The organism is Gemmatimonadota bacterium (assembly GCA_022560615.1).
In the GTDB taxonomy this organism is placed as follows: Bacteria; Gemmatimonadota; Gemmatimonadetes; order Longimicrobiales; family Gaopeijiaceae; genus UBA1138.
Map to the genome: position 1 here is coordinate 154,479 of JADFSR010000002.1, position 20,865 is coordinate 175,343.

18 protein-coding genes are annotated in these 20,865 nt (G+C 65.3%); 13 read left to right on the top strand and 5 right to left on the bottom strand.

Features of this window, described 5'->3' with window-relative positions; genetic code table 11:
• Window positions 1–34 precede the first annotated feature (34 nt).
• Complete coding sequence (locus IIB36_02455) at window positions 35–2,524, top strand: M28 family peptidase (GenBank protein ID MCH7530605.1); 2,490 nt, start codon at window positions 35–37, stop codon at window positions 2,522–2,524.
• On the opposite strand, the gene IIB36_02460 is transcribed toward IIB36_02455, so the two are convergent.
• Entirely contained in the window at window positions 2,521–2,898 is a 378-nt protein-coding gene (locus tag IIB36_02460; GenBank protein ID MCH7530606.1) for a hypothetical protein, read from the bottom strand. The genes IIB36_02455 and IIB36_02460 overlap by 4 nt on opposite strands.
• A gap of 175 nt (window positions 2,899–3,073) precedes the next feature.
• Here IIB36_02460 and IIB36_02465 point away from each other — a divergent pair, with 175 nt between their 5' ends.
• On the top strand, window positions 3,074–4,498 hold the full coding sequence (locus tag IIB36_02465; protein MCH7530607.1) for an MBL fold metallo-hydrolase: 1,425 nt from the start codon (window positions 3,074–3,076) through the stop codon (window positions 4,496–4,498).
• Window positions 4,499–4,504: 6 nt separating this feature from the next.
• On the opposite strand, the gene IIB36_02470 is transcribed toward IIB36_02465, so the two are convergent.
• Entirely contained in the window at window positions 4,505–5,605 is a 1,101-nt protein-coding gene (locus IIB36_02470; GenBank protein MCH7530608.1) for an alpha/beta hydrolase, read from the bottom strand.
• 156 nt (window positions 5,606–5,761) lie between these two features.
• Here IIB36_02470 and IIB36_02475 point away from each other — a divergent pair, with 156 nt between their 5' ends.
• The 6 genes from IIB36_02475 to IIB36_02500 all read left to right on the top strand — a co-directional run bounded on the left by IIB36_02475 (window position 5,762) and on the right by IIB36_02500 (window position 12,788).
• Window positions 5,762–6,205, top strand: a complete 444-nt coding sequence (locus IIB36_02475; protein ID MCH7530609.1) for a RidA family protein — start codon at window positions 5,762–5,764, stop codon at window positions 6,203–6,205.
• A gap of 15 nt (window positions 6,206–6,220) precedes the next feature.
• On the top strand, window positions 6,221–7,480 hold the full coding sequence (locus IIB36_02480; protein MCH7530610.1) for an aminotransferase class V-fold PLP-dependent enzyme: 1,260 nt from the start codon (window positions 6,221–6,223) through the stop codon (window positions 7,478–7,480).
• Window positions 7,481–7,486: 6 nt separating this feature from the next.
• A complete protein-coding gene (locus tag IIB36_02485; GenBank protein ID MCH7530611.1) occupies window positions 7,487–9,691 on the top strand; it encodes a DUF2723 domain-containing protein in 2,205 nt (734 codons plus the stop codon).
• 18 nt (window positions 9,692–9,709) lie between these two features.
• The gene (gene moeB, locus IIB36_02490) at window positions 9,710–10,876 is read left to right on the top strand and encodes a molybdopterin-synthase adenylyltransferase MoeB (GenBank protein ID MCH7530612.1); all 1,167 of its coding nucleotides are present in this window, start codon (window positions 9,710–9,712) and stop codon (window positions 10,874–10,876) included.
• 29 nt (window positions 10,877–10,905) lie between these two features.
• Window positions 10,906–12,192 (top strand): NAD(P)/FAD-dependent oxidoreductase, encoded by a 1,287-nt coding sequence (locus IIB36_02495; GenBank protein ID MCH7530613.1) that lies wholly within the window; start codon window positions 10,906–10,908, stop codon window positions 12,190–12,192.
• Between the two features lie 86 nt (window positions 12,193–12,278).
• On the top strand, window positions 12,279–12,788 hold the full coding sequence (locus IIB36_02500) for an outer membrane beta-barrel protein (GenBank protein ID MCH7530614.1): 510 nt from the start codon (window positions 12,279–12,281) through the stop codon (window positions 12,786–12,788).
• Between the two features lie 57 nt (window positions 12,789–12,845).
• On the opposite strand, the gene IIB36_02505 is transcribed toward IIB36_02500, so the two are convergent.
• Both IIB36_02505 and IIB36_02510 read right to left on the bottom strand, forming a co-directional pair.
• Window positions 12,846–13,415, bottom strand: a complete 570-nt coding sequence (locus IIB36_02505) for an ABATE domain-containing protein (protein MCH7530615.1) — start codon at window positions 13,413–13,415, stop codon at window positions 12,846–12,848.
• Window positions 13,416–13,539: 124 nt separating this feature from the next.
• Window positions 13,540–13,845, bottom strand: a complete 306-nt coding sequence (locus IIB36_02510; GenBank protein MCH7530616.1) for an MGMT family protein — start codon at window positions 13,843–13,845, stop codon at window positions 13,540–13,542.
• A gap of 55 nt (window positions 13,846–13,900) precedes the next feature.
• Here IIB36_02510 and IIB36_02515 point away from each other — a divergent pair, with 55 nt between their 5' ends.
• Genes IIB36_02515 through IIB36_02525 form a run of 3 tightly spaced genes read left to right on the top strand, consistent with a single transcriptional unit; the run spans window position 13,901 to window position 18,227 of the window.
• Window positions 13,901–14,428 carry a putative metal-dependent hydrolase gene (locus IIB36_02515; protein ID MCH7530617.1) on the top strand — a complete coding sequence of 176 codons (528 nt, stop codon included), beginning with the start codon at window positions 13,901–13,903 and terminating at the stop codon, window positions 14,426–14,428.
• A 54-nt stretch (window positions 14,429–14,482) separates the two neighbouring features.
• Window positions 14,483–15,769 carry a tyrosine--tRNA ligase gene (locus tag IIB36_02520; protein MCH7530618.1) on the top strand — a complete coding sequence of 429 codons (1,287 nt, stop codon included), beginning with the start codon at window positions 14,483–14,485 and terminating at the stop codon, window positions 15,767–15,769.
• A 25-nt stretch (window positions 15,770–15,794) separates the two neighbouring features.
• Entirely contained in the window at window positions 15,795–18,227 is a 2,433-nt protein-coding gene (locus tag IIB36_02525; protein ID MCH7530619.1) for an ABC transporter permease, read from the top strand.
• A gap of 20 nt (window positions 18,228–18,247) precedes the next feature.
• On the opposite strand, the gene IIB36_02530 is transcribed toward IIB36_02525, so the two are convergent.
• Entirely contained in the window at window positions 18,248–19,402 is a 1,155-nt protein-coding gene (locus IIB36_02530) for a PQQ-dependent sugar dehydrogenase (protein ID MCH7530620.1), read from the bottom strand.
• 143 nt (window positions 19,403–19,545) lie between these two features.
• On the opposite strand from IIB36_02530, the gene lepB reads away from it, so the two are divergent.
• Both lepB and IIB36_02540 read left to right on the top strand, forming a co-directional pair.
• Window positions 19,546–20,268 carry a signal peptidase I gene (lepB, locus tag IIB36_02535; GenBank protein ID MCH7530621.1) on the top strand — a complete coding sequence of 241 codons (723 nt, stop codon included), beginning with the start codon at window positions 19,546–19,548 and terminating at the stop codon, window positions 20,266–20,268.
• Window positions 20,261–20,833, top strand: a complete 573-nt coding sequence (locus IIB36_02540; protein MCH7530622.1) for a GNAT family N-acetyltransferase — start codon at window positions 20,261–20,263, stop codon at window positions 20,831–20,833. Before lepB ends, IIB36_02540 begins: the two co-directional genes overlap by 8 nt.
• Window positions 20,834–20,865 lie beyond the last annotated feature (32 nt).

Here is a 20,865-nt window from a genome sequence, read left to right on the forward strand (position 1 = left end):
GGCTAGCGCCACCGCTCTCCACGACAGGTAATCGATGACCAGACGGCTTTCCGCACTCGCAGCCTTGCTCGCGATCTCGGCGTCGCCTTCGCTCGCACAGGAACCTCCGATGCCCGAGCACCCCACGCTGCGCGAGGGATTCCTGGCGTGGGACCGGGGCGATTATCCGGAAGCGCTCCGGGCCTACTTGGAGGTCCTGAACAGTCGCGACGGCGCCGAGCACGTCGAGGAGATCGCCCTGCTTACCGGTGAGCTGTACGAGGTGACGGAGGTTGCGGTCGACGGCACCCGCGTCGCGATCGCTCCGGATGGGTCGACGGGCATCTTCGAAGTGGTCGAGGACGGGACGACGGTCACGAAGGTGGTCGATCTCTCCAGCGCTTCGGTCGTCGAGACACTGTCGGCCAGCGGCGTCGCTCTCGGGATCCGCGGCGCCCTCGCGTATCTGCGGGTGGAGATCACGCCGGCGGTTCGTGAGGCTCGCGCCCGGCAGGCGCAGGCGTCCGGTCGGACGGCCCGAGCGCAGGCGGCTGCGGCGACCGCTTGGGAAGAGTCCAAGGCGGCGACGCTCATCGTCCGGTCTCAGGGTCGAACGATCGAGGTCGACCTGGCTGGGTTGGCGCCCGTTTCGATGCGCTTCGCGCCGGACACGCACGTGCTCTACGTGCTCGCGAGCCCGCACGACCGGCCCGACGACGTCGGCGTCTACCGCGTCGGCGAGGGCAGCGGGGCAGAGGCGATCGATGTCTCGGATGGGTCGAAGGGAGGGCTGATCGTCGCGGCCGGGGGCCGCTACGTCGTGTATCAGACGAGCGCGGGACTCGCCGTCCGGGACATGGTGGACGGCGGCCTCTCGACGTTCGACGGCGCCGTTTCGCCCAGCGTCTCAGCCGATGGCTCGATGCTCACGTTCATGCGGCGGGCCCAGGAGATCGAGATCGTGGCCGTCCCGCTGAAGCCACGGCTCACGGAATCCGCATCCCGAGTCGTAGTTCAGACCGATCTGCCCATCTCCAATGCCGTCGTGTCACCCGACGGGCGTCACGTCGCGTACCAGATCCAGCCGTTCGAAGACTGGGAGATCTACGTCGCGGCGACCGACGGTAGCGCGCCGCCGCGTCCGATCTCGAACGAGATCCAGCACGACCGAAACCCCCGATGGCTCGACGATAGTCACATCCTGTCGTCCAAAGGCGAGGGTCGGCATATGCGCTCGTACGTCTACGATCTGGATGGTGGGCCACCGCTCAAGCTCTTCCATAACAACACGATCCGCACGATCGCCCCCGAGTACGAATGGGCGACGAGCCCGGACGGATCCAAGGTGCTGATCGTCTCCGAGCGTGACGGCGATACAGTCTCCCCCGAGCGCGGCGTCTACCTGGTCGATCGCGACTCGAGGGTCACGGTCGCGAACGTGCGCGCGCGTCTCGAGGAGAGTCTGGCGGCGGAGCTGAGCCTGAGGGAGCGGGGAGAAGCCGCGTTCGCGCCGATCGCGGCACAGGTGGCACCGGTCGCGGACGCGGTCTCTGTGGCGCGGATCTATGAATACGCTCGCGACGTGTACGCCCTCGGCTCCAAGCACATCACACAGCCGGGGAACGCGTTGGCGATCGAGTACTACGCCGACGCACTCCGCGGCTTCGGGTACGAGCCCGAGCTGCAGTGGTTCGATGCGCGCGGTATTCGCACGGCGAATGTGGTAGCAAGGATTCCGGGCACGGTCGATCCCGAGCTCGTCTACGTCGCGAGCAGTCACTTCGACTCGGTCGAGCGGAGTCCCGGAGCCGACGACAACTCGTCGGGGGCGACAGCCCTGCTCGAGGCGGCGCGAGTGCTCAGGGGCCACCCGATGCCTGCCACGATCGAGCTCGCGTTCTTCACGGGCGAGGAGGCGGGCCTATGGGGTAGCCGCGAGTATGTGCGTCGCGCGATCGAGAGTGGAAAGCACATCGTCGGCGCGCTCAACAACGACATGATCGGGTGGACGAACGACCACCGGCTCGACAACACGATCCGGTACTCGAACCCGGGAATCCGCGACATACAGCACGCGGCGGCGATCCGGTTTTCCGACCTGATCACGTACGATGCGCTCTACTACAAGAGCACGGACGCCGCGGCATACTACGAGGTGTACGGGGACATCGTAGGCGGTATCGGGTCGTACCCCGTGCTCGGTAACCCGCACTACCACCAGTCGCACGATCGCCTCGAAACGATCAACCAGCAGCTCGTCGCGGAGGTCTCGAAGACCACGGTGGCGACGCTCATGCTGCTCGCATCGAGCCCCGCGCGGATCGATGGGCTTGTGGTCACGGACGGCGTCGCCACCTGGGAAACCTCACCCGAGTCGGGCATCTCGGGCTACGAGGTCCGGTGGCAGACCGACATGGGTTGGAGAACGGAGCAGGTCACCGAGAGCTCGGCGAGACTCGTGGGCCTCCTGACCGGTGGTGCCGTTATGGTGCGAGCGCTCCACGAAAGCGGCACCGTGGGGTGGGACTGGGCGCGGGCAGGCTAGGTAAGCCCACCTTCTCTCAGCCATTCGATCGCTTCTGCGCGGTCGAGGAAGGGTCGACTTGGAATCCCAGTCGAGGCGGCGAAAGCACCCCCGCTGCCCAGCAGACCGTATGCGACGTCGGACGCCGTCAGAACCGCCACGCAGGTCAGGATCTCCTGTCGCTCCCCGAAGAACTCGCCGGTGCGTCTGAGGTCGTCCGGCGACTTCTTCTCGAGGCCGGCCGCACCGCTCATGTCGAGCAAGACGGCCACCGGGCTCGGTACGTCGTCGGAGGCGAGCCCCAGCTCACCGACGCGACTCAATTCGTCGGGGGTGTAGTCGCCGTCGACGGTCACGACGAGCACCCCGTCCCGAATACGCGTGAAGACCGGCATGGTTATCTCGCTCCCCACGATGGTGTGGGCCGCCAAAGGTGTGGGCCGCCGAAGGGGCCAAAGGGACAGGGAAGATGTCCGAGGGTTCACGAGGGAGCAAGAATCCTGAGCGCCAATTCGCTATTGTCCGGCATCCCTCATCGTCCACCCGGAACGACTCGAGCCCGAACTCACCATGCTCCTGAAGCGCTTCTACGACGTCAAGCTTGCCCAAGCGTCCTACATGATCGGGTGTCAGGTGACCGGAGAGGCGATCGTCATCGATCCCCATCGCGATACCGAGGTCTACCTGCGAGCAGCGGATGAAGAGGACATGGAGATCACCTATGTCTCCGAGACCCATATCCACGCGGACTACCTGTCGGGGTCGCGCCAACTCGCGAAGAGGACGGGCGCCGAGCTGGTTCTCTCCGGGGAGGGAGACGAAGACTGGCAGTACGGGTTCGCGGAGGAAGACGGCGCGCGCCTCGTGCACGATGGTGATCAGATCACGCTCGGCAACGTCACGATCGAGATCCTACACACACCCGGGCACACGCCGGAACACATCTCGTTCATGGTCACCGACGGCGCTGCGTCGAGCGAGCCGATGTGTGTTCTGACCGGGGACTTCCTCTTCGTGGGCGACGTCGGCCGCCCCGATTTGCTCGAGACGGCCGCGGGCTTTGCCGGCACGATGGAGGCGAGTGCACGCGTGTTGTACGGTTCGTTACAGCGGTTCCGCGAGCTGCCGCCGTACCTGCAGATCTTCCCGGGACACGGCGCTGGCTCCGCATGTGGCAAGGCGCTCGGCTCTGTGCCGTCGACCACGCTGGGATACGAGCAGCTCGCGAACTGGGCGTTTCAGTGCGAGACCGAGGACGACCTCGTTTCCGAAGTGCTCCAGGGCCAGCCGGAGCCGCCGGTCTACTTCGCCGAGATGAAGCGCATGAACCGAGACGGTCCTGCGCTGCTCGATGAGCTACCGGTCCCGCGGCGTATCGCCGCCGACGTGTTCGCGCCCTTGGTCGAGGACGGCGAGGTCGTGCTCGACGTACGCCCTCGGACCGATTTCGCGGCCGGCCACGTTCCCGGCGCGATCAGCGTGCCGCTCACGAACTCGTTTCCCACCTCGTGCGGCTGGCTGCTGCCGTACGACCGACCGATCTACCTCGTCGCCGACGGCGAGGAGCAGGCTCGTGAGGCTGCGCGCGATCTGGCATTCATCGGCATCGACGCATGCGAGGGGTACTTCGACGTAGCTGCCTTGGACGGCTGGGGCACCGAGCACGGCGGACTCGAGACGACCGCGGTCATCGACTGGTCGGACGCGGACCGGGCGGTGCGCGAAGAGAACGCGTTCCTGCTCGACGTGCGCAACGTCGCCGAGTGGAACGGTGGGCATGTCCCGTCTGCACACCACGTGCATCTCGGGTATCTGCGTGATCGCACCGACGAGATTCCGCGCGACCGGCCCGTATTGCTCTATTGCAGCAGCGGAAACCGGTCGGGGATCGCAGCCAGTCTGCTGCAGGCCGAGGGATTCAAGGACGTGTGCAATATAGACGGCGGGATGCTCGATCGGATTCGAAGAGGATTGCCCACCGCTTCCTCGCCTTAGAGGCTGTTACACCATGCCGAAGATCCGACCCAGCGCGGCGAAGAGGAGCGGGATCTCGCGGATCGCCTGGACCGGAGATGGAAACGGATCCTGCGCGGAGTGGCCGAATAGCCGTGTAACCGTCGCGTAGGATTCCGCTTGGGGGGACAACGCCTCTCGGAGCCGGAGGCCTTCTGAGAATGGGATGAGATGGTCGAATCGCCCATGAAGAATGTGGACTGGGCACGCGACCTTAGACAGCGCCTCCATGGGATCCATTTGCGGCTGCGCGCGCTTTCCGCCCTCTGTGAGTAGCGACGCGAGCTTGGCTCCCTCCTGGACATCGGGTTCCCTGTCCGAGGGTGGCGCGATCAGATCGAAGAGCTCGCGACGATCGGGCGCGAGCCCCTCACCCATCTGGACCTTGGCCGGGTCGTACTGCGGGCTCCACGCCGGAGCCCCGGTGTCACCAGCGAGGGCGGCGAGTCGCCGGAGTGCGTCGGCCACGTCGTCCGTGCCCTCGTAGCCGGTGGCGTCCGTGAGGTAGTTCGCGGCCACGATCCAGCGGCCGTACGGGTCGGGTCGGAGAGAGATCGCGTCGCCGTTGTGCTCGTGCTGGCCGGTCATCATGAAGTGGATCGTCCGCCCGAGGTCACAGTATCCTCCGAAGCCCACCACGCCCGCGACGTCGGCACGGAGCGTGGGGTCTCCCGCCGCCGCCACCGTGTGGGGCGCGCCAAACGAGAATCCGACCAGCCCGAATGGACCCTCATGCACGTCTGGAGTTGTCCGTAAGGAATCTATGGCGCTCCGGATGGTAGGAGCCGTCAGATGTGGTGCCAGATCGAGCTGTCGCCATTCGGGCACTTCAGGAATGATCACGGCGGCGCCCGTCGAGGCGACCGCGCGCGCGAAGCGAACCAACTGGGCGTGCGCCCGCCCGGCCCGTGTGATCCCATGCATGACAACCCACCCGGGCAGCGGCGAGACCGAGGTCCGCGGTCTCAGAAGGGTAGCGGGAACGGTGGTGCCGTCGCGGTCCAGCATGACCTCGTTCTGCAGCAGCTCATCCCGGCCTGTCAGCCAGGTCCGAGCGTACCGGAGGGTTCGGGGAAACGAGATTGCCATGGCGAAAGCTACCCGCGACCCGACTCGCATGGCCACCAGGCGGACGACGTAGACGGGTGGAGGGATGACGTACCATGAGAGGGCCGGCTTGCTCGCGGCGCTCCTGCCCAGCATCATCCCCGCTGGGTAACCCCAGCAACATCATGGAGGAGCACCGTGAAGCGTGCATCGTTGTTCTTTGCGTTCCTGGCCACGCTCGTCGCGGTCCCCGCTGCGGCTCAGGACGGCCCTCGGATCGCGCATCAGAACCAACAGGGGCGGCCGTTCAGCCCGGCGATCCAGGTTGGCGACATGTACTGGCTCTCCGGCAAGATCGGAGCGTCCGGCGAGACGCGGTCTATGGCCGACGGCCGCGTCGCCGCGGAGACGCACAACATCATGCGCTCCTTTGAGGAGTTGCTCCAAGAGCTGGGGATGACGCTCGAAAACACCGTGCGCGCGGTCGTCTACCTCGCCGACATCGATGACTACGGCGAGATGAACGAAGCGTACAGTTCCTATTTCCAGGCCTTTGCGGCACCCTCTCGGGTAACGGTGGCCGTGGGGGGCCTGGTTGCGGGAGCGTCGATCGAGATCAGCTTCATCGCGGTGAAGAATTAGCCGGCTCTGGGACCGATGCCTCTGGACCGTAGAAGCTTTCTCTCCGTCCTGGGCGGAACCACGCTGACGTGGCCGAGGACGGTGGAAGCGTTCGCACGGCAGCTCGCCCCAGGCGGCGCACCTACGGATGAGTCTTTTTGGGGCCTCGTGCGGGCCCAGTTCCTGATCCCGCCGGACCGCATCTACCTCAACAACGGCACGCTGGGGCCGTCTCCATACGTCGTTGTCGATGCGGTGACGGAGCACATCCGTCGCGTAGCGATGACGTACCCGCCTGGCGTGGCGTGGGACGATCTCAAGCAGTCGCTCTCCTCGTTGCTGGGTGGGGACGCCGACGGGTTCGTCTTCCCGCGGAACACGACCGAGGCGATGAACTTCGTCGCGCATGGGCTCGAGCTGGAGCCCGGAGACGAAGTGCTCACCACCGACCACGAGCACATCGGTGGCCTCGAGCCTTGGAAGCTCGTCACGGCCCGCCAAGGGCTTTCCCTGCACGTGGTGTCGCTCCCCGTCCCGGCCCGCTCTGCCGACGACCTGCTCAGAGCCGTGTGGTCAGGGGTCACCGACCGGACCCGTGTGATGAGCGTATCGCACCTTACCTTCACGACGGGCACGATCCTGCCGATCCGCGAGCTCGCGAACCGTTGTGCCGAACGGGGCATCGTGCTCGTCGTGGACGGGGCGCACCCGCCGGGCATGATCCAACTCGACCTGGCCGCGCTCGGTGGTGACTTCTATGCCAGCTCGCCCCACAAGTGGTTGCTCGCGCCTCAGGGGACCGGCCTTCTGTACCTCAGCGAGGGGTGGCGCGAACGATTGTGGCCCACGCTCGCTTCCGGCGGCTGGGACGACCTCTCGCTGGGCGCGCACCGCTTCAACCACATGGGCACGATGGACGAGTCACGGTTGGCAGGTCTGTTGGCTGCCTCCGAGTTCTTTCTGGCCATCGGCATGGATCGAGTGGAGGCTCGTGTCCGCTACCTGCAGGGATTGCTGCAGGACGGCCTCGCGTCGATTGCGGGGGTCGCTCTCGCAACACCTGCGGACAACAGTATGCGTGCCGCGATCGTCTCATTCCGGATGGAGGGGGTGGAGTCGTTGGCGCTCCAGGGTCACCTTTCGCGCACCGAACAGATCCGGACGCGCGTGATCGGAGAGTACGACTACGGTTGGATGCGTCTCTCGACTCACATCTACAATGGGCCGGACGACATCGAGCGCACGTTGGAGTTGCTGTCCGACGTCGCTCGCAACGGCATTCCAGCGAGGGGATAGTCAAGGGTGAAGACCCCGAAGGACGAGATGCACGAGTACCGACCTCCGTACGGTCCTGCCGCGATCGTGAGCGCGTGTCTTCTCACCCTATACGTGATCACTCTGGCGCCCTCGATCGCCTTCTGGGACGCTGGCGAGTACATCGCCACGGCGCACATCCTGGGAATCCCTCACCCACCGGGGAATCCGCTTTTCGTCGTGCTGGCCAGGAGCTGGAGCCTCCTCTTGGCACCACTCGGTCTTCCCGTCGCCGTGCGCATCAACCTGCTCGCTGCGGTGACCAGCGCGGCGGCCTCCGGCTTCCTGTTTCTGGTCGCGCACCGGGTGCTCTCGAGCTTCTTCGACGCGCGACGGTTCGCGCTTGCGGGTGCCGCTGCCGCGGCGCTCATCGGCGCCACCGCGCTCACCGTTTGGGGCCAGTCTACGGTGAACGAGAAGGTGTACACGATCAGCGTGCTCGTCATCGCGGCCGTGAGCTGGCTCGCGGTCCGCTGGCGGGATCAGAAACATGTTGCCGGCGGCGAGCGATACCTGCTGCTCGCGATCTTCTTGATGGCGCTCGGTTCGACGAACCACCTCATGTCGGTGTTGCCGGCGCCGGCGCTCGGGATCTTCATTCTGATGACCGCACCGAGCGTTCTGTTCCGCAAGGCGTTCCTCGTGCGCGTCGTGCCGCTCGTGCTTCTCGGATTGTCGTTCAACTTCGTGCTTCCGGTGCGCGCCGCGCTCGATCCGGTGATCAACGAAGGTGCTCCGACCTGTGAGTCGGTGGCCAGCGCCGCTCAAGCGATTTACACGAACGGAAAGTCGGGCTGTCCGATGTTGGCGGACAACCTGACTCGCAAGCAGTACCAGACGCCTCCGGTCACCCAGCGGAAGGCTCCCTTCCGAGCCCAGATGGCGATGTACTTGCAGTACTTCGACTGGCAGTGGGCGCGGGGCGTCGACGCCTCGGAGCTTCCCGGAACGGCGAGGGTCCCCTTCACCCTACTCTTCGGCGCGTTGGGAGCGCTAGGTCTGTACGCTGTCTGGAAGGCGGACCGGGCGATCTTCGCTTACCTACTCGTGCTCTTGGCGACCCTGTCCATCGGGCTCGTCATCAACTTGAACTTCAAGTACGGATACTCGCTGTCACCGGAGATCACCGACTCGTTGCAGCACGAGGTGCGCGAACGGGACTACTTCTATGTCGGCAGCTTCCTGCTGTGGGGATCGTTGGCGGGTATGGGGCTGGCTTGGGTCTGGCATACGATCGCAGGCATGGCAGGTGGCGTTCGCAGGTATGCTGCCGCGGCGCCGATCCTGCTCATCGCGGTGATCCCCCTCATCATGAATTGGAGCTGGGCGTCCCGCGCCGGGGACTACGCAGCCCGCGACTGGGCGTTCGACCTGTTGATGAGCGTCGAGCCGTACGGCGTGCTCTTCACCAACGGAGACAACGACACGTTTCCGCTTTGGTACGTGCAGGAGGTCGAGGGCATCCGTCAGGATGTGACGGTCATCGTCGGTCAATACCTGATGACTACGTGGTACCCGAAGCAGTTGCAGGCGCTGACCCGCCCCGATCGTCAGCGGATCTTCGATGCGGACCTCGTTCCGGGGCTGTTCGCGGATCCCGACGTGCCCACGGAGTCCATCGTCGACCTTTCGGCCGAACAGATGGATCGGGTCGGCGCGGTGCGTCTGCAGGAGGACCTGTCGATTTCCTTCCCCGGAATCGTCGTGCGCTATCCTGCCGACATGGTCCTCGACCGCTCGCACCAGCTCGCGCTCTCGATCATTCACGACTCGATCGACGAGCGTCCGATCTACTTCGCTTCGGCCGGAGGGATGATGGGCGAGTTGGGTCTCGAGCGGTGGGGCGTGCGTCACGGGCTAGCGGTGAAGCTCGAGATGCGATCCCTCGACGCGCCGACCCCCGCCAACTGGGTGCAGGGCAGCGCCGACTTCGGTGGCATCTGGTTCGACATCGACCGGTCGCTCGAGTTGTATGAGAACGTCTACGAATACCGGGGCATTCGGGATCGAGCCATTTGGCAGGACCGCTCCACGCTGAATATTCCCATGCAGTACTTCGCGATGGCGCTCCAATTGGCAGACGCCGCCAAAGTGGCGGGTCGGGACGCGGAGTTGGTGCGGCGTCTGGAGGAGGACTCGCTCAACTTCCAGATCGTGGCGCAGGGGGGAGCGCGGGGGACGCCGGGCCAGTAACCTTCTTACCAACCCACCATGAATCGTCCCGAGCTGTCCCGCAGCGAGCTGCATCGCTATGCCAGGCACATCGCGTTGCCCGAGGTCGGCCTCGAAGGGCAGCGCCAACTCAAGGCTGGGCGAGTGCTTTGTGTGGGTGTAGGGGGGTTGGGGTCGCCGCTGGCACTATACTTGGCTGCCGCGGGGGTCGGCACGATCGGTATCGTCGACTTCGACGAGGTGGACACGAGTAACCTCCAGCGCCAGATCTTGCACGGTACCGCAGACGTCGGAAGGCACAAGTTGGACAGCGCCGCCGACCGGCTCCACGACGTCAACCCGCACGTCGAGGTCGTCGGCCACCCCGAGCGTCTCACCTCCGAGAATGCGCTCGAGATCCTGAAGGGGTACGACGTCGTCGTCGACGGCACGGACAACTTCCCGACCCGCTACCTCGTCAACGACGCCTGCGTGCTTCTGGGCACTCCCAACGTCTACGGGTCCGTCTTTCGCTGGGAGGGGCAGGTCTCGGTGTTCGCCACGGAGGGCGGGCCATGCTATCGCTGCCTGTTTCGCGAGCCGCCGCCACCAGGGCTCGTGCCCAACTGCGCCGAGGGTGGCGTGCTGGGGGTGCTTCCGGGGATCATCGGGTCGATGCAGGCCATGGAGACAATCAAGCTCCTGCTCGGCAAAGGGGTGGGTCTTGCAGGTCGCCTGCTGATCTTCGACGCCCTAGAGATGACGTGGCGTGAGATCGCGCTTCGGCGCAATCCGGATTGTCCGGTGTGCGGCGATGTGCCCACACAGACCGGGCTGATCGATTACGAGCTGTTTTGCGGAGTCACGCCGGCCGCCGAGCGCTCGGGTGATTCGGCGCAGGACTTCGAGGAGCTCGACGCCGTGTCGGTCGCCGCGCTCTTGGATTCCGAGACCCCTCCGTACCTGATCGACGTCCGGGAGCCGTGGGAGTGGGCTGTGAGCAGCCTGGCAGATCGAGGGGCGAGGCTGATCCCACTCGCGGAGTTGGGCGATCGCTTGGGCGATGTACCCAAGGAGACCCCATTGGTGGTGTACTGCCGGAGCGGCCAGCGAGGCCAGAGCGCGGCACGGCAGCTCGTCGCGGCCGGCTACGGTCCCGTGACCAACCTCTCGGGGGGGCTTCTCTCCTGGGCGGAGTCGGTCGAGCCCGGCCTACCGGTCGTTTAGCCACCCGGACTCGCGTGAACCGAGCCCCCGTGGCAACCGACGGATCGACTCCCCGCGTGGTGATCGTCGGGGCCGGCTTCGGCGGCGTTTGGGCGGCGCGGACGCTCTCTGGCTCCGACGTCGACGTCGTGCTGATCGACCGGAACAACTACCATACGTTCTTTCCGTTGCTGTACCAGGTCGCGGCCGCCGAACTGGTGCCAACCGATATCGCGCATCCCGTGCGCACGCTCTTCAGGCGCTCGCCCAACATCGACGTGCGCATGGCCGAGATGACCGGGCTCGACCTCGAGCGCCGTTGCGTACTCACGGACCGCGGGGCCGTCGAGTATGACCGACTGGTTCTCGGGCTCGGGAGCGTGCCCCACTACTTCGGCGTGGACGGTGCGGCCGAGCACGCCTTCCCGCTTCGCTGGATGGACGACGCGATTCCTCTGCGCCATCACGTGCTGACCCGGTTCGAGGCTGCGGCACATACGGATGAGCCGGGGGCCCGGGAGCGCCTGCTGACCTTCGCGATTGTAGGCGGAGGACCCACCGGGGTCGAGTACGCGGGAGCCCTGTCCGAACTCATCCACGGACCACTGCTGCGCGACTTCCCGAGCATCCGAGACGAGGAGGTCAGGGTCGTGCTGCTGGAGGCAGCGGATCGACTGCTCGGAGGTATGCCCGAGAAGCTCGGCTCGTACGCCCGCGGGAGGCTCGCTCGTCGGTTCGTCACGGTGCGACTCGGCGTCCGGGTCGAGCATGTGGGGCCGGAGAGCGTCGAGCTGTCGAGCGGCGAGGTGATGCCCACAGAGACCGTCGTTTGGACTGCTGGGGTTCAGGGCGAGCCCGCCGCCGCCGAGTGGGGCCTACCGGTGGAGTCCGGTGGGAGAGTGCCCGTGACCGATTACCTACACCTGGCTTCGCACCCGGAGGTGTTCGTGGTCGGTGATCTGGCGTATTGCGAAGACGCTTCCGGGGCGCCGCTGCCTCAGGTCGCTCAGGTGGCGATTCAACAGGGCCGGCGTGCCGCCCAGAACGTATTGCGATCGTTGGCGGGCGCGGATCTGAAGAGATTCGTCTACCGTGATCTCGGCATGCTTGCGGTCATCGGGCGCAATGCGGCCGTGGCCCACGTGTTCGGCAGAACGTTCCGAGGACTCACAGCCTGGTTTCTCTGGCTCACGATCCACATCGTGTGGCTGGTAGGATTCCGCAACCGCGTTCTCGTGCTGCTGAACTGGGCGTGGAACTACGTGTTCTACGAGCGTGCAGTTCGTCTGATTCTCCCTGGTGCCATGGGCACCGGGCGCGACGAGAGGCGACCCTGAGACGCCGCTGCTAGGGTTTCTTGCCGGGCCACCCTCGCTGACGCACACTTGAGCAGTAACTGAACACCTATTCCAAGGACGACTCAATGCGACGTATCGCGCTTCTGGCGCTTGTTGCCCTCGCGCTACCCGCCGCTGTGGACGCTCAGGCTCGCCTCATGGTGGGTGGGGGAATCAGCAGTCCCAGTGGCGATTTCGCCAACGCCGTGGACGCGGGCAAGCATGGCCGGGTCGGGCTTCAGGTCGGCGTGCCGGTGTTCCCGGTCTCCCTCAGGGCCGAAGGTGAAATCCACAGCTTCTCCGAGGCGACCGGCGGCGGCAAGGCGAATTTGATCAACGGCACCATCAGCGCGGTGCTCTCCTTGGGCGGAATCGGGCTCTCGCCCTACGTGATTGCGGGAGTGGGCAGCTACCGGTTCGACGCAGACGCGGCGGAAGCGGCGGTTACGAACAGAGGCATCCATGGCGGCTTCGGCGTGAGCATCGGTGCGCTGGGATTCGGGGGGTTCGCGGAGGTCCGACTGGTGAACATCGACGGAGACGGAGACGGCGACGATAGCCGATACATCGCCGGCACAATCGGGTTTCGTTTTTAGGGAGGCGTCGGCACCGACCGACGAACCGTCCATATCAACGACCGACCTCGCGGATACCTAGTCGGCTGCCTTCTGCTTCTTATAGTGCCTCGCTGCCTTGGCGCGGTTTCCACACGTGGCCATCGAGCACCACCGTCGTCGCCCGCTCTTGCTGGTATCAAGGAACCAGAGCACGCATCGGTCCGACCGGCATTGTCGGATACGTCGGCGATCGACCTCTACGAGAAGCGTCGCGGCTGCGAGCGCGATCGGTGATAGTGCGGCGAGCGGGGCAGGGGCCGTGTCTCGCTCGATCAACGTCAGCCGTTCCCCGTCATGAGCCAGCTGCGCGGTAAAGCGACTCGCCTCTAGAACACGGTTGAGCGCGTACAGATTGTGCGGGGGCACCGGCTCCCCGCGGACCTGCGCCTCGACGGCGGCGCGGATCGCATCTCGAAGTCGGTGCGCCTCATCGAACAAGAGTCGCGCAGCAGGTGGGGATATTTCGACATCGATCCCGTAGGCGTGCAAGCCGACATGGTCGAGCCATTCGCGCAGCTGCTCCGGGGTCGAAATGAGATCGGTCATTCGCCCCTTCACGTACTTCCGGGTGTTCAAGAAGTCGAGGGCGACACTGTCTGAGTCCACGGCCCACCAATCGGTTCAGGTTCTCTACTAACCTGTAATATGATTAAAGAGGGTTATGTAGACAGAATAACCGCTGTTAATGATATAATAGGTTAGAGACCCCCTGGAGCGCCAGCTTCGCGGGTCACGGCCAACCGAAGCGATCGAGGTCGACTCGTCCGCGAGCGTCGAACACGACGCCTTCGGCCTCGAGCAAGTTGCGCTGGATCTGCTCGAAGGCCGAACCGCCGGCGCGCGGGCTGACCTCGCCCCTCGCGTTGATCACCCTGTGCCAGGGCACATCGTGGACGTCCGGCAAGCCCGCCATCGCGTAGCCGACTTGTCGAGCCTGACCGGGCAGCCCCGCCTCTCGGGCAACCGCACCGTAGGTCGTGACCCGGCCAGCCGGAATCTGGCGTGCGACGGCGTAGAAGTCCTCGTAGGATGACATGAGCACGCACGCTGGGGCCGATCTGTACGGTCCGCAACAGGAGGGGAGGGGAGGAATGGAAGAGCTGAGATACCCCATCGGTCGTTTCGAGTCGCGTCAGCGCCCGCTCACGAGCGAGGAGCGCACGCAGATGATCGACGCCATCGAAGCACATCCCGCGAACATGCGCGCCGCGGTCGCAGGTCTGAGCGATGAACAACTCGGCACACCGTACCGTGATGGTGGTTGGACCGTCCGGCAGGTCGTTCACCATGTCGTCGACTCGCACATCAACTCGTATGTGCGCTTCAAGTTGGCGGTGACGGAAGACAAACCGACCATAGGCACCTACGAGCAGGCCGAGTGGGCCGAGCTACCCGACGCGAGGTACGCTCCGGTCGAGATGTCGCTGGCGATCCTGGAAGCGCTGCACCCGCGGTGGGTCACCATGCTGCGCGCGTTCGACGACGATCACTTCGCGCGTATTCTGCAGCACCCCGAAGTTGGTGATATTTCGGTCGACGTGCTGCTGGAAATCTATGGCTGGCACTGCCCGCACCACGAAGCGCACGTAACGCGTTTGAGGGACCGGATGGGCTGGTAGCGAATCCAACGGTCGCCACTTGACCGTTTGTCGGGCGCGAGTACCCTTCGGCGCATGAGCGCTCTTGTCGAAGAACTCCGCTGGCGCGGGCTGCTGCAGGACATGACTGGAGGCGCGGCCGAGCATCTGGCGGAAATGCCGAGGCGTGGATACATCGGCTTTGATCCGACCGCGTCGAGCCTGCATGTGGGTAACCTGCTCGTGGTCATGGACCTCGTGCACCTGCAGCGGCACGGGCATACGCCGATCGCGCTGGTTGGCGGCGGCACTGGGCTCATCGGCGACCCGTCCGGTCGCGACACGGAGCGCCAACTGCTCACCAAGGAGCAGGCGGCTGAGAACGCCGAGGGCATCCGCGGCCAGCTGGAGCACTTCCTCGACTTCGAGGTCAAGCCGAACGCTGCCCTCATGCGCAACAACCTCGACTGGCTCAGTGAGCTCGCGCTCGTCGACTTCTTGAGGGACATCGGCAAGCACTTTTCGGTGAACCAGCTGATGGCGAAGGAGTCGGTGAGGCGGCGACTCGAGGATCCGGACGTGGGACTCTCCTACACCGAGTTCAGCTACATCCTCATGCAGTCCTACGACTTCCTGGAGCTGTACCGCCGCGACGGGTGCACGGTGCAATTCGGGGGCAGCGACCAGTGGGGCAACATCACGGCGGGCACCGACCTGATCCGGCGTGTCGATGGCGGGAAGGCGTTCGGCGTAGTCTCACCGCTCGTCACCAACGCTTCCGGTCGGAAGTTTGGAAAGACCGAGGCGGGCAGCGTTTGGCTCGACCCGGAGCTCACGTCCCCGTACGCGTTCTACCAGTTCTGGTTGAACACCGACGACGCCGATGCGGTGAAGTACCTCAAGTACTTCTCGCTGCTGTCGCGCGAGGAGATTTCCGAGCTCGAGGCGGCGACCGAATCGGAGCCGTACAGACGGTTGGCCCAGAAGGCGCTCGGAGAGGACGTGACGCGCCGGGTCCATGGTGAGACGGGCCTGGCGAAGGCGTTGCAGGCGACGGATGCGCTCTTCGGTGGGGATCTCTCCGGCCTGAGCGCCGGCGACATCGCGGACGTGTTCGGCGATGTGCCGTCCTCGGAAATCGGCACGGAGGAGCTCGCCGGGGAGGGCAAGCCGATCGTGGATCTTCTCGATGAGTCCGGCATCGCGACTTCGAAGGGCGACGCGCGCCGCTCGATCGAGGGGGGTGGTATCTATGTCAACAACCGTCGCGTAGAAAGCGTTGACTACCGAGTGACCACCGAAGATGCGATCGACGGGCGGTTCCTCGTGCTGCGAAAGGGGAAGAAGAGCTACCAATTGGTGGCGGTGAGCGGGGGCGCGTAGGCTCCCGCGAATAGGACGATCGCCGATGCCGATGCTTCGCCAGGCGCTCAGGTTCATCGTTCCCCGTCAGCGTCGAGCGCGAGTGGTCACAGTGCTCGCCGTCCTCTCGCTCGCGCTGGGAATCGCCGGCAACGCGGTGGTGTTCAGTCTCGTCGACTCGCTCATCCATCTCCGGCTCCCCTACACCGAGCCGGAGCGCATTGTCCTTCTCGGACAACGAGAGAATACGGAGCCCGACGCCGCGCTGGCGTCCATTCTCTCCGCGCTGCCGGTGTGGGCCGACTTCCGGGAGCGAAGCAGTACGCTGACGGAGTGGGCGGCGATCACGCTGAGCTTCATGAGCGTCTCGGACGAGGATCGCTCCGTCGCGGTGATGGTCGGATCCGCCACGCCGAGCTTCTTCCGCGTCCTGGGCGAGCAGACGGTCCGAGGAAGGGTGTTCACAGATCTCGAAGGCGTGGAGGGCGGGCCCAAGGTCGCGATTCTGACCTGGGACTATTGGCAGAACGCGATGGGTGCGATCGACGATCCGGTGGGCACGGTGCTCACGCTCGATGGCGTCGCTCATGAAGTCATCGGTGCGCTGCCCGACGGCTACGACTTCCTGACTCCCGACGTCGGCATCTGGCTGCCCATGCAGCAGAACCCGTACGAGAGCTCGCGCAGCGCCCGGGTCGCGATTTCCGTCGCACGCATGGCGCCGGGCGTGACGATGGCGCAAGTGAAGCGGGAGATGGCGCAGATCGCGGGGGAGCTCGAGGCCGAATACCCGGAGACGTTTCGCGGCTGGACCATGAGCGCGACGAACCTCGGCACTGAGTTCCCGGACCCGCAGAGCCGCACCTATTTGGCGATCCTGAGAGCCTCGGTCTTCTTCGTGCTGCTCATCGCGTGCGCGAACATCACCAACCTGCTGCTCGCTCGCAGCCAGGAGCGAACGCGTGAGATCGCCGTACGGACCGCTCTTGGGGCCGGCCGTCTGCGGATCTTGGGGCAATTGGGCCGGGAGAGTACGCTGATGGCCGTGTCGGGCGGCGTGATCGGACTTTCGCTTACCGCTGTCGGTATCCGGATCATCGGGGGCCGATTCGCCCAGCTGCCGTTCGTGCCGAGCCTATTCGAGCCGCGACTCGACACGACGGTCGTGTTGTTCACGGTCGCGATGACGCTGCTGTGTGCGCTCATCGTCGGGATCTTTCCCGCGCTCCAGAGCTTCCGTGTCGATCAGGTCGAAGCGCTCAAGCAGGGCCGGGGCGGGGGTGGGGGAGGGCACCGGGCACCCCGCCTCACCGCCGCCCTGGTGGTCGCTCAGATCGCTCTGTCGCTGGTAGCGCTGGGAGCCGGTCTCGCACTTGCACGCAGCTTCACGGACACGATGAACAAGGATCCAGGCTTCGAGGCCGAAGGTCTGCTCGCGATCGGGATCGAGGTCCCCGACTGGAAGTATGAGCTCCCCGAGGGAACCGAGCTCATTCAGCAGCTGCGGGATCGAGTCGAACGCCTTCCAGACGTGGTCGCCGCGGCGCTGGTCACGCCGCTCCCGAAGAACCTCGTCGTGGTGAAAGCGCCCTTGCTTCTCGCGGGGCAGGTCGAGGATGTCGGAGTCGTGCTTCCCCAGGCTCAGGGCGTCTGGGCTTCTCCGGAATTCCTCCAGGCGTTCGAGGTGCCACTACTGCAGGGGCGGTTCTTCGAGCCGGCGGATCGCATGGGTGCCGAGATGGTGGTGGTGGTCAATCGCGCGCTCGCGGACCGGCACTTCGCGGACCGGAATCCGGTCGGCCAGCACGTCACCTTCCTCGACCGGTCGAGAGAGATCGTCGGAGTGATCGGCAACGTACAGCAAGGCATCGTTCCCGAGTCCGGAGGCGGCTTCGGTGACGTGGTATACCTGCCGGTCGCCCAGAATCCCCGGGCAACGTACTACCTCGTGGTCCGTACGGCCGGAACACCGAGGGCCGTGGCCGATCCGATTCGAGCCGAGGTGCGCAACCTCGATGCGGACCTCGCTGTGAACACTGTCGAGACGATGCAGGAGTACGCGGCCCGTTACACCGTCACTTTGAGCCTCTTCAACGATATTCTGAGCGCGTTCGGGGTCCTCGCGCTGCTGCTGGCGTCGCTGGGCACCTACGGCGTCATAGCCTACTCGGTAGCGCAGCGGAGTCAGGAGATCGGCGTGCGCATGACGCTCGGCGCGGACGCCCGCACTGTAGTGGGGATGATCGCCATGCAGGGGCTCAAGATGACCGTGCTCGGGCTGGCGATCGGGACCGTTCTGCTGGTGCCGCTGATGGCTGTGATCTCGAACGTACTACGAGGGTTCGGGCTCGAGCCCGTCGCGCCGCTGACGCTGGTGTACGTGGGCTTGGTGCTATTCACCGTGAGCGCGGTCGCGAGCGTCGTGCCCGCGACGCGTGCCGCGACTGTGGATCCGGTTTCCGTTTTGCGGGCTGACTGACGCGCGCAATGAGGAGCCTTCTAGCGCCCTCCCGCGGGCTCCAGCCGGTAGACCGTGCTCGGCGCACCGCTGCGTTCGTCCATCGCGATGTAGATGTACCCTTCCGGTCCCTGACGTACGTCCCGGATGCGACCGAAACCCTGGAGTAGCGTTTCTTCGGCGACCACTTCCTGTCCGTCGAGCGTCAGCCTAGCGAGCTGCATGCCTGCCAGACCGCCGACGAAGATGTTGCCGTTCCAGGCAGGGAAGCGCTGGCCCGAGTAGATCATGAGCCCGGACGTCGCGATCGATGGCACCCAGAAATGCACGGGGTGCTCCATCGACTCTCGCATCGTGCCCACGTGGATCGTGGAACCGCTTCCGTAGTTCACGCCATACCCGACCACCGGCCACCCATAGTTGCGGCCGGGCTGGATGAGGTTGAGCTCGTCGCCACCCTGCGGGCCGTGCTCGTTGGCCCACAGGTCGCCGGTCTCGGGATGGATCGCGAGGCCCTGCGGGTTCCTGTGCCCGTAGCTCCACGTCTCGGGCCGCACGCCGTCCTCTCCGATGAACGGGTTGTCGGCAGGAACGCGACCGTCGTCATGCAGTCGAATGATGACGCCGTGGTGGTTCGAGCGGTCCTGGGCGGGGTGCGCCTCGAGGTCGCCACGCGACGGCGCCTGGCGATCGCCGGCCGAGATGAAGACGTAGCCGTCGGCGAACGCGATGCGAGAGCCGTAGTGCCCGTCTCTGCCGCGGGCGACCGCTTCGAAGAGCTCTTCGACATTCGTCAGAGCATCGTCCTCGAACTTGCCCCGGATCAGCGCCGTCGTGGACTGATCGTCGGCCTGTGGTTTCGAATAAGTGATGTAGAGCCAGTGGTTGTTCGCGAAGTCCGGGTGGGGCTGAACATCCAGCAGGCCACCCTGACCACGGGCGTGAACCTCGGGAATACCGGGCACCGGATCCGGCAACAGTTCACCGTCGCGCACGATGCGCAGACGCCCGGGGCGCTCGGTGACCAGCATGTCGCCGTTCGGCAGCCAGGCCATCGACCAGGGCGTCACGAGCCCTTCCGCGACGGGGATCAGCTGAAAGTCGTGCAGCGCCGACCGGTGGACCTGTGCACCTGCCGGCGCGACGAAGACCAGGCAAGAGCCGAGGGCAACGAGCGCGAAGCGAGTCCGGACCATCTGAGCCACCTCTGTAGGGAAGGTCGAAGATCCCGAGAGCATGGCCCGGGACTGAGTGATGTTCGGCTCTGGGATCTACGGGAGGAGTCGGAATCCGTCAACGGGGCGGTACCTTTCTTCCGCAGCGCTACTGAGGAGGAGTCTTGCAGGCCGACGCCAAAGCGAAGGACAAGCCGAAGGAGAAAAACTCCGCCGTCGAGAGGACTAAGTCCATCGTCATGGCGCTCGCTCTGTTCTTCTTCATCCGAACGTTCCTGGTGCAGACCTACGTGATCACGTCGGGGTCGATGGAGCGCACGTTGCTCGTGGGGGACATGCTGGTGGTGAACCGCCTGGCGATCGGCTCACGGATCCCAGGCACGCAAATCCGAATTCCCGGATACTCGAAGCCACGGCGCGGTGACGTGCTGGTCTTCGACCCGCATCACGAGGTGGACATGAAGCTCGTGAAGCGCCTGATGGGGCTGCCCGGCGACACGCTCGAGATGCGGAACGGGGCGCTCTTCCTCAACGACGAGCGCCTCGACGAGCCGTACCTGAACGACGCCCGGCGACGGGACGACCGTAGCCCGGACATGGCATGGCAACGGGAATATCTCGTGGCGGGCGTCGACCGCGACAGCTATGTGCCGAGTCGGCACGACTGGGGGCCGATCGTGGTTCCGGACGGCTACTACTTCATGCTCGGTGACAACAGGGACGAAAGTCTCGACTCACGGTATTGGGGCTTGCTGGAGGCTTGGCGTCTCGAAGGCCGCGTGCTCTTCAAGTACTTCTCGTACAACAGAGGGTCGTATCGGTCGTTTCCGGCGCTCCGGGAGATTCGATGGGGGCGCATCGGCAAGGGGCTCAGCCACGGTGACTGATACCGTACCGCCGGAGCGCATCGAGTCGGAGCGGCTCATCATGCGATGCTGGCACCCTCATGACGCGCCACAGTTCAAGGCCGCGCTCGACTCCAGCCTGCCGGAGCTTCAGCGGTGGATTCCATGGGCGATGAACGAGCCTTCGGAGCTCGACGTGCTCGAGGACCGGCTGAGCGGCTACCGTGACGACTTCTTCGCTGGGCGCAACGCGCTCTTCGCGTTGATGGACCCCGACGAGACCGAAGTGCTCGGCGGCGCCGGACTGTACCGCCGCGTCGGTCCCGGTGCGTTGGAGATCGGGTACTGGGTACGCTCGGATCAGGCGGGCCAGGGTCTCGCGACCGAGGCCGCGCATGCGATGACCGATGTGGGATTCATGCTCTCCGGAATCGAGCGCATCGAGATCCACTGCGACCCTCTGAACGCGCCGAGCATCGGGGTCCCCAGGAAGCTCGGGTACGAGCAGGGGGAGACGTTGGTGGACCATGGGGTCGGCCCGACCGGTGGGTCGCGAGACACGATGATCTGGCGACTCACAATGGAGGAGTACGGAGCGACTCGCTAAGCGGCTCGCTCGGACGTGCCGACGAGCATCAC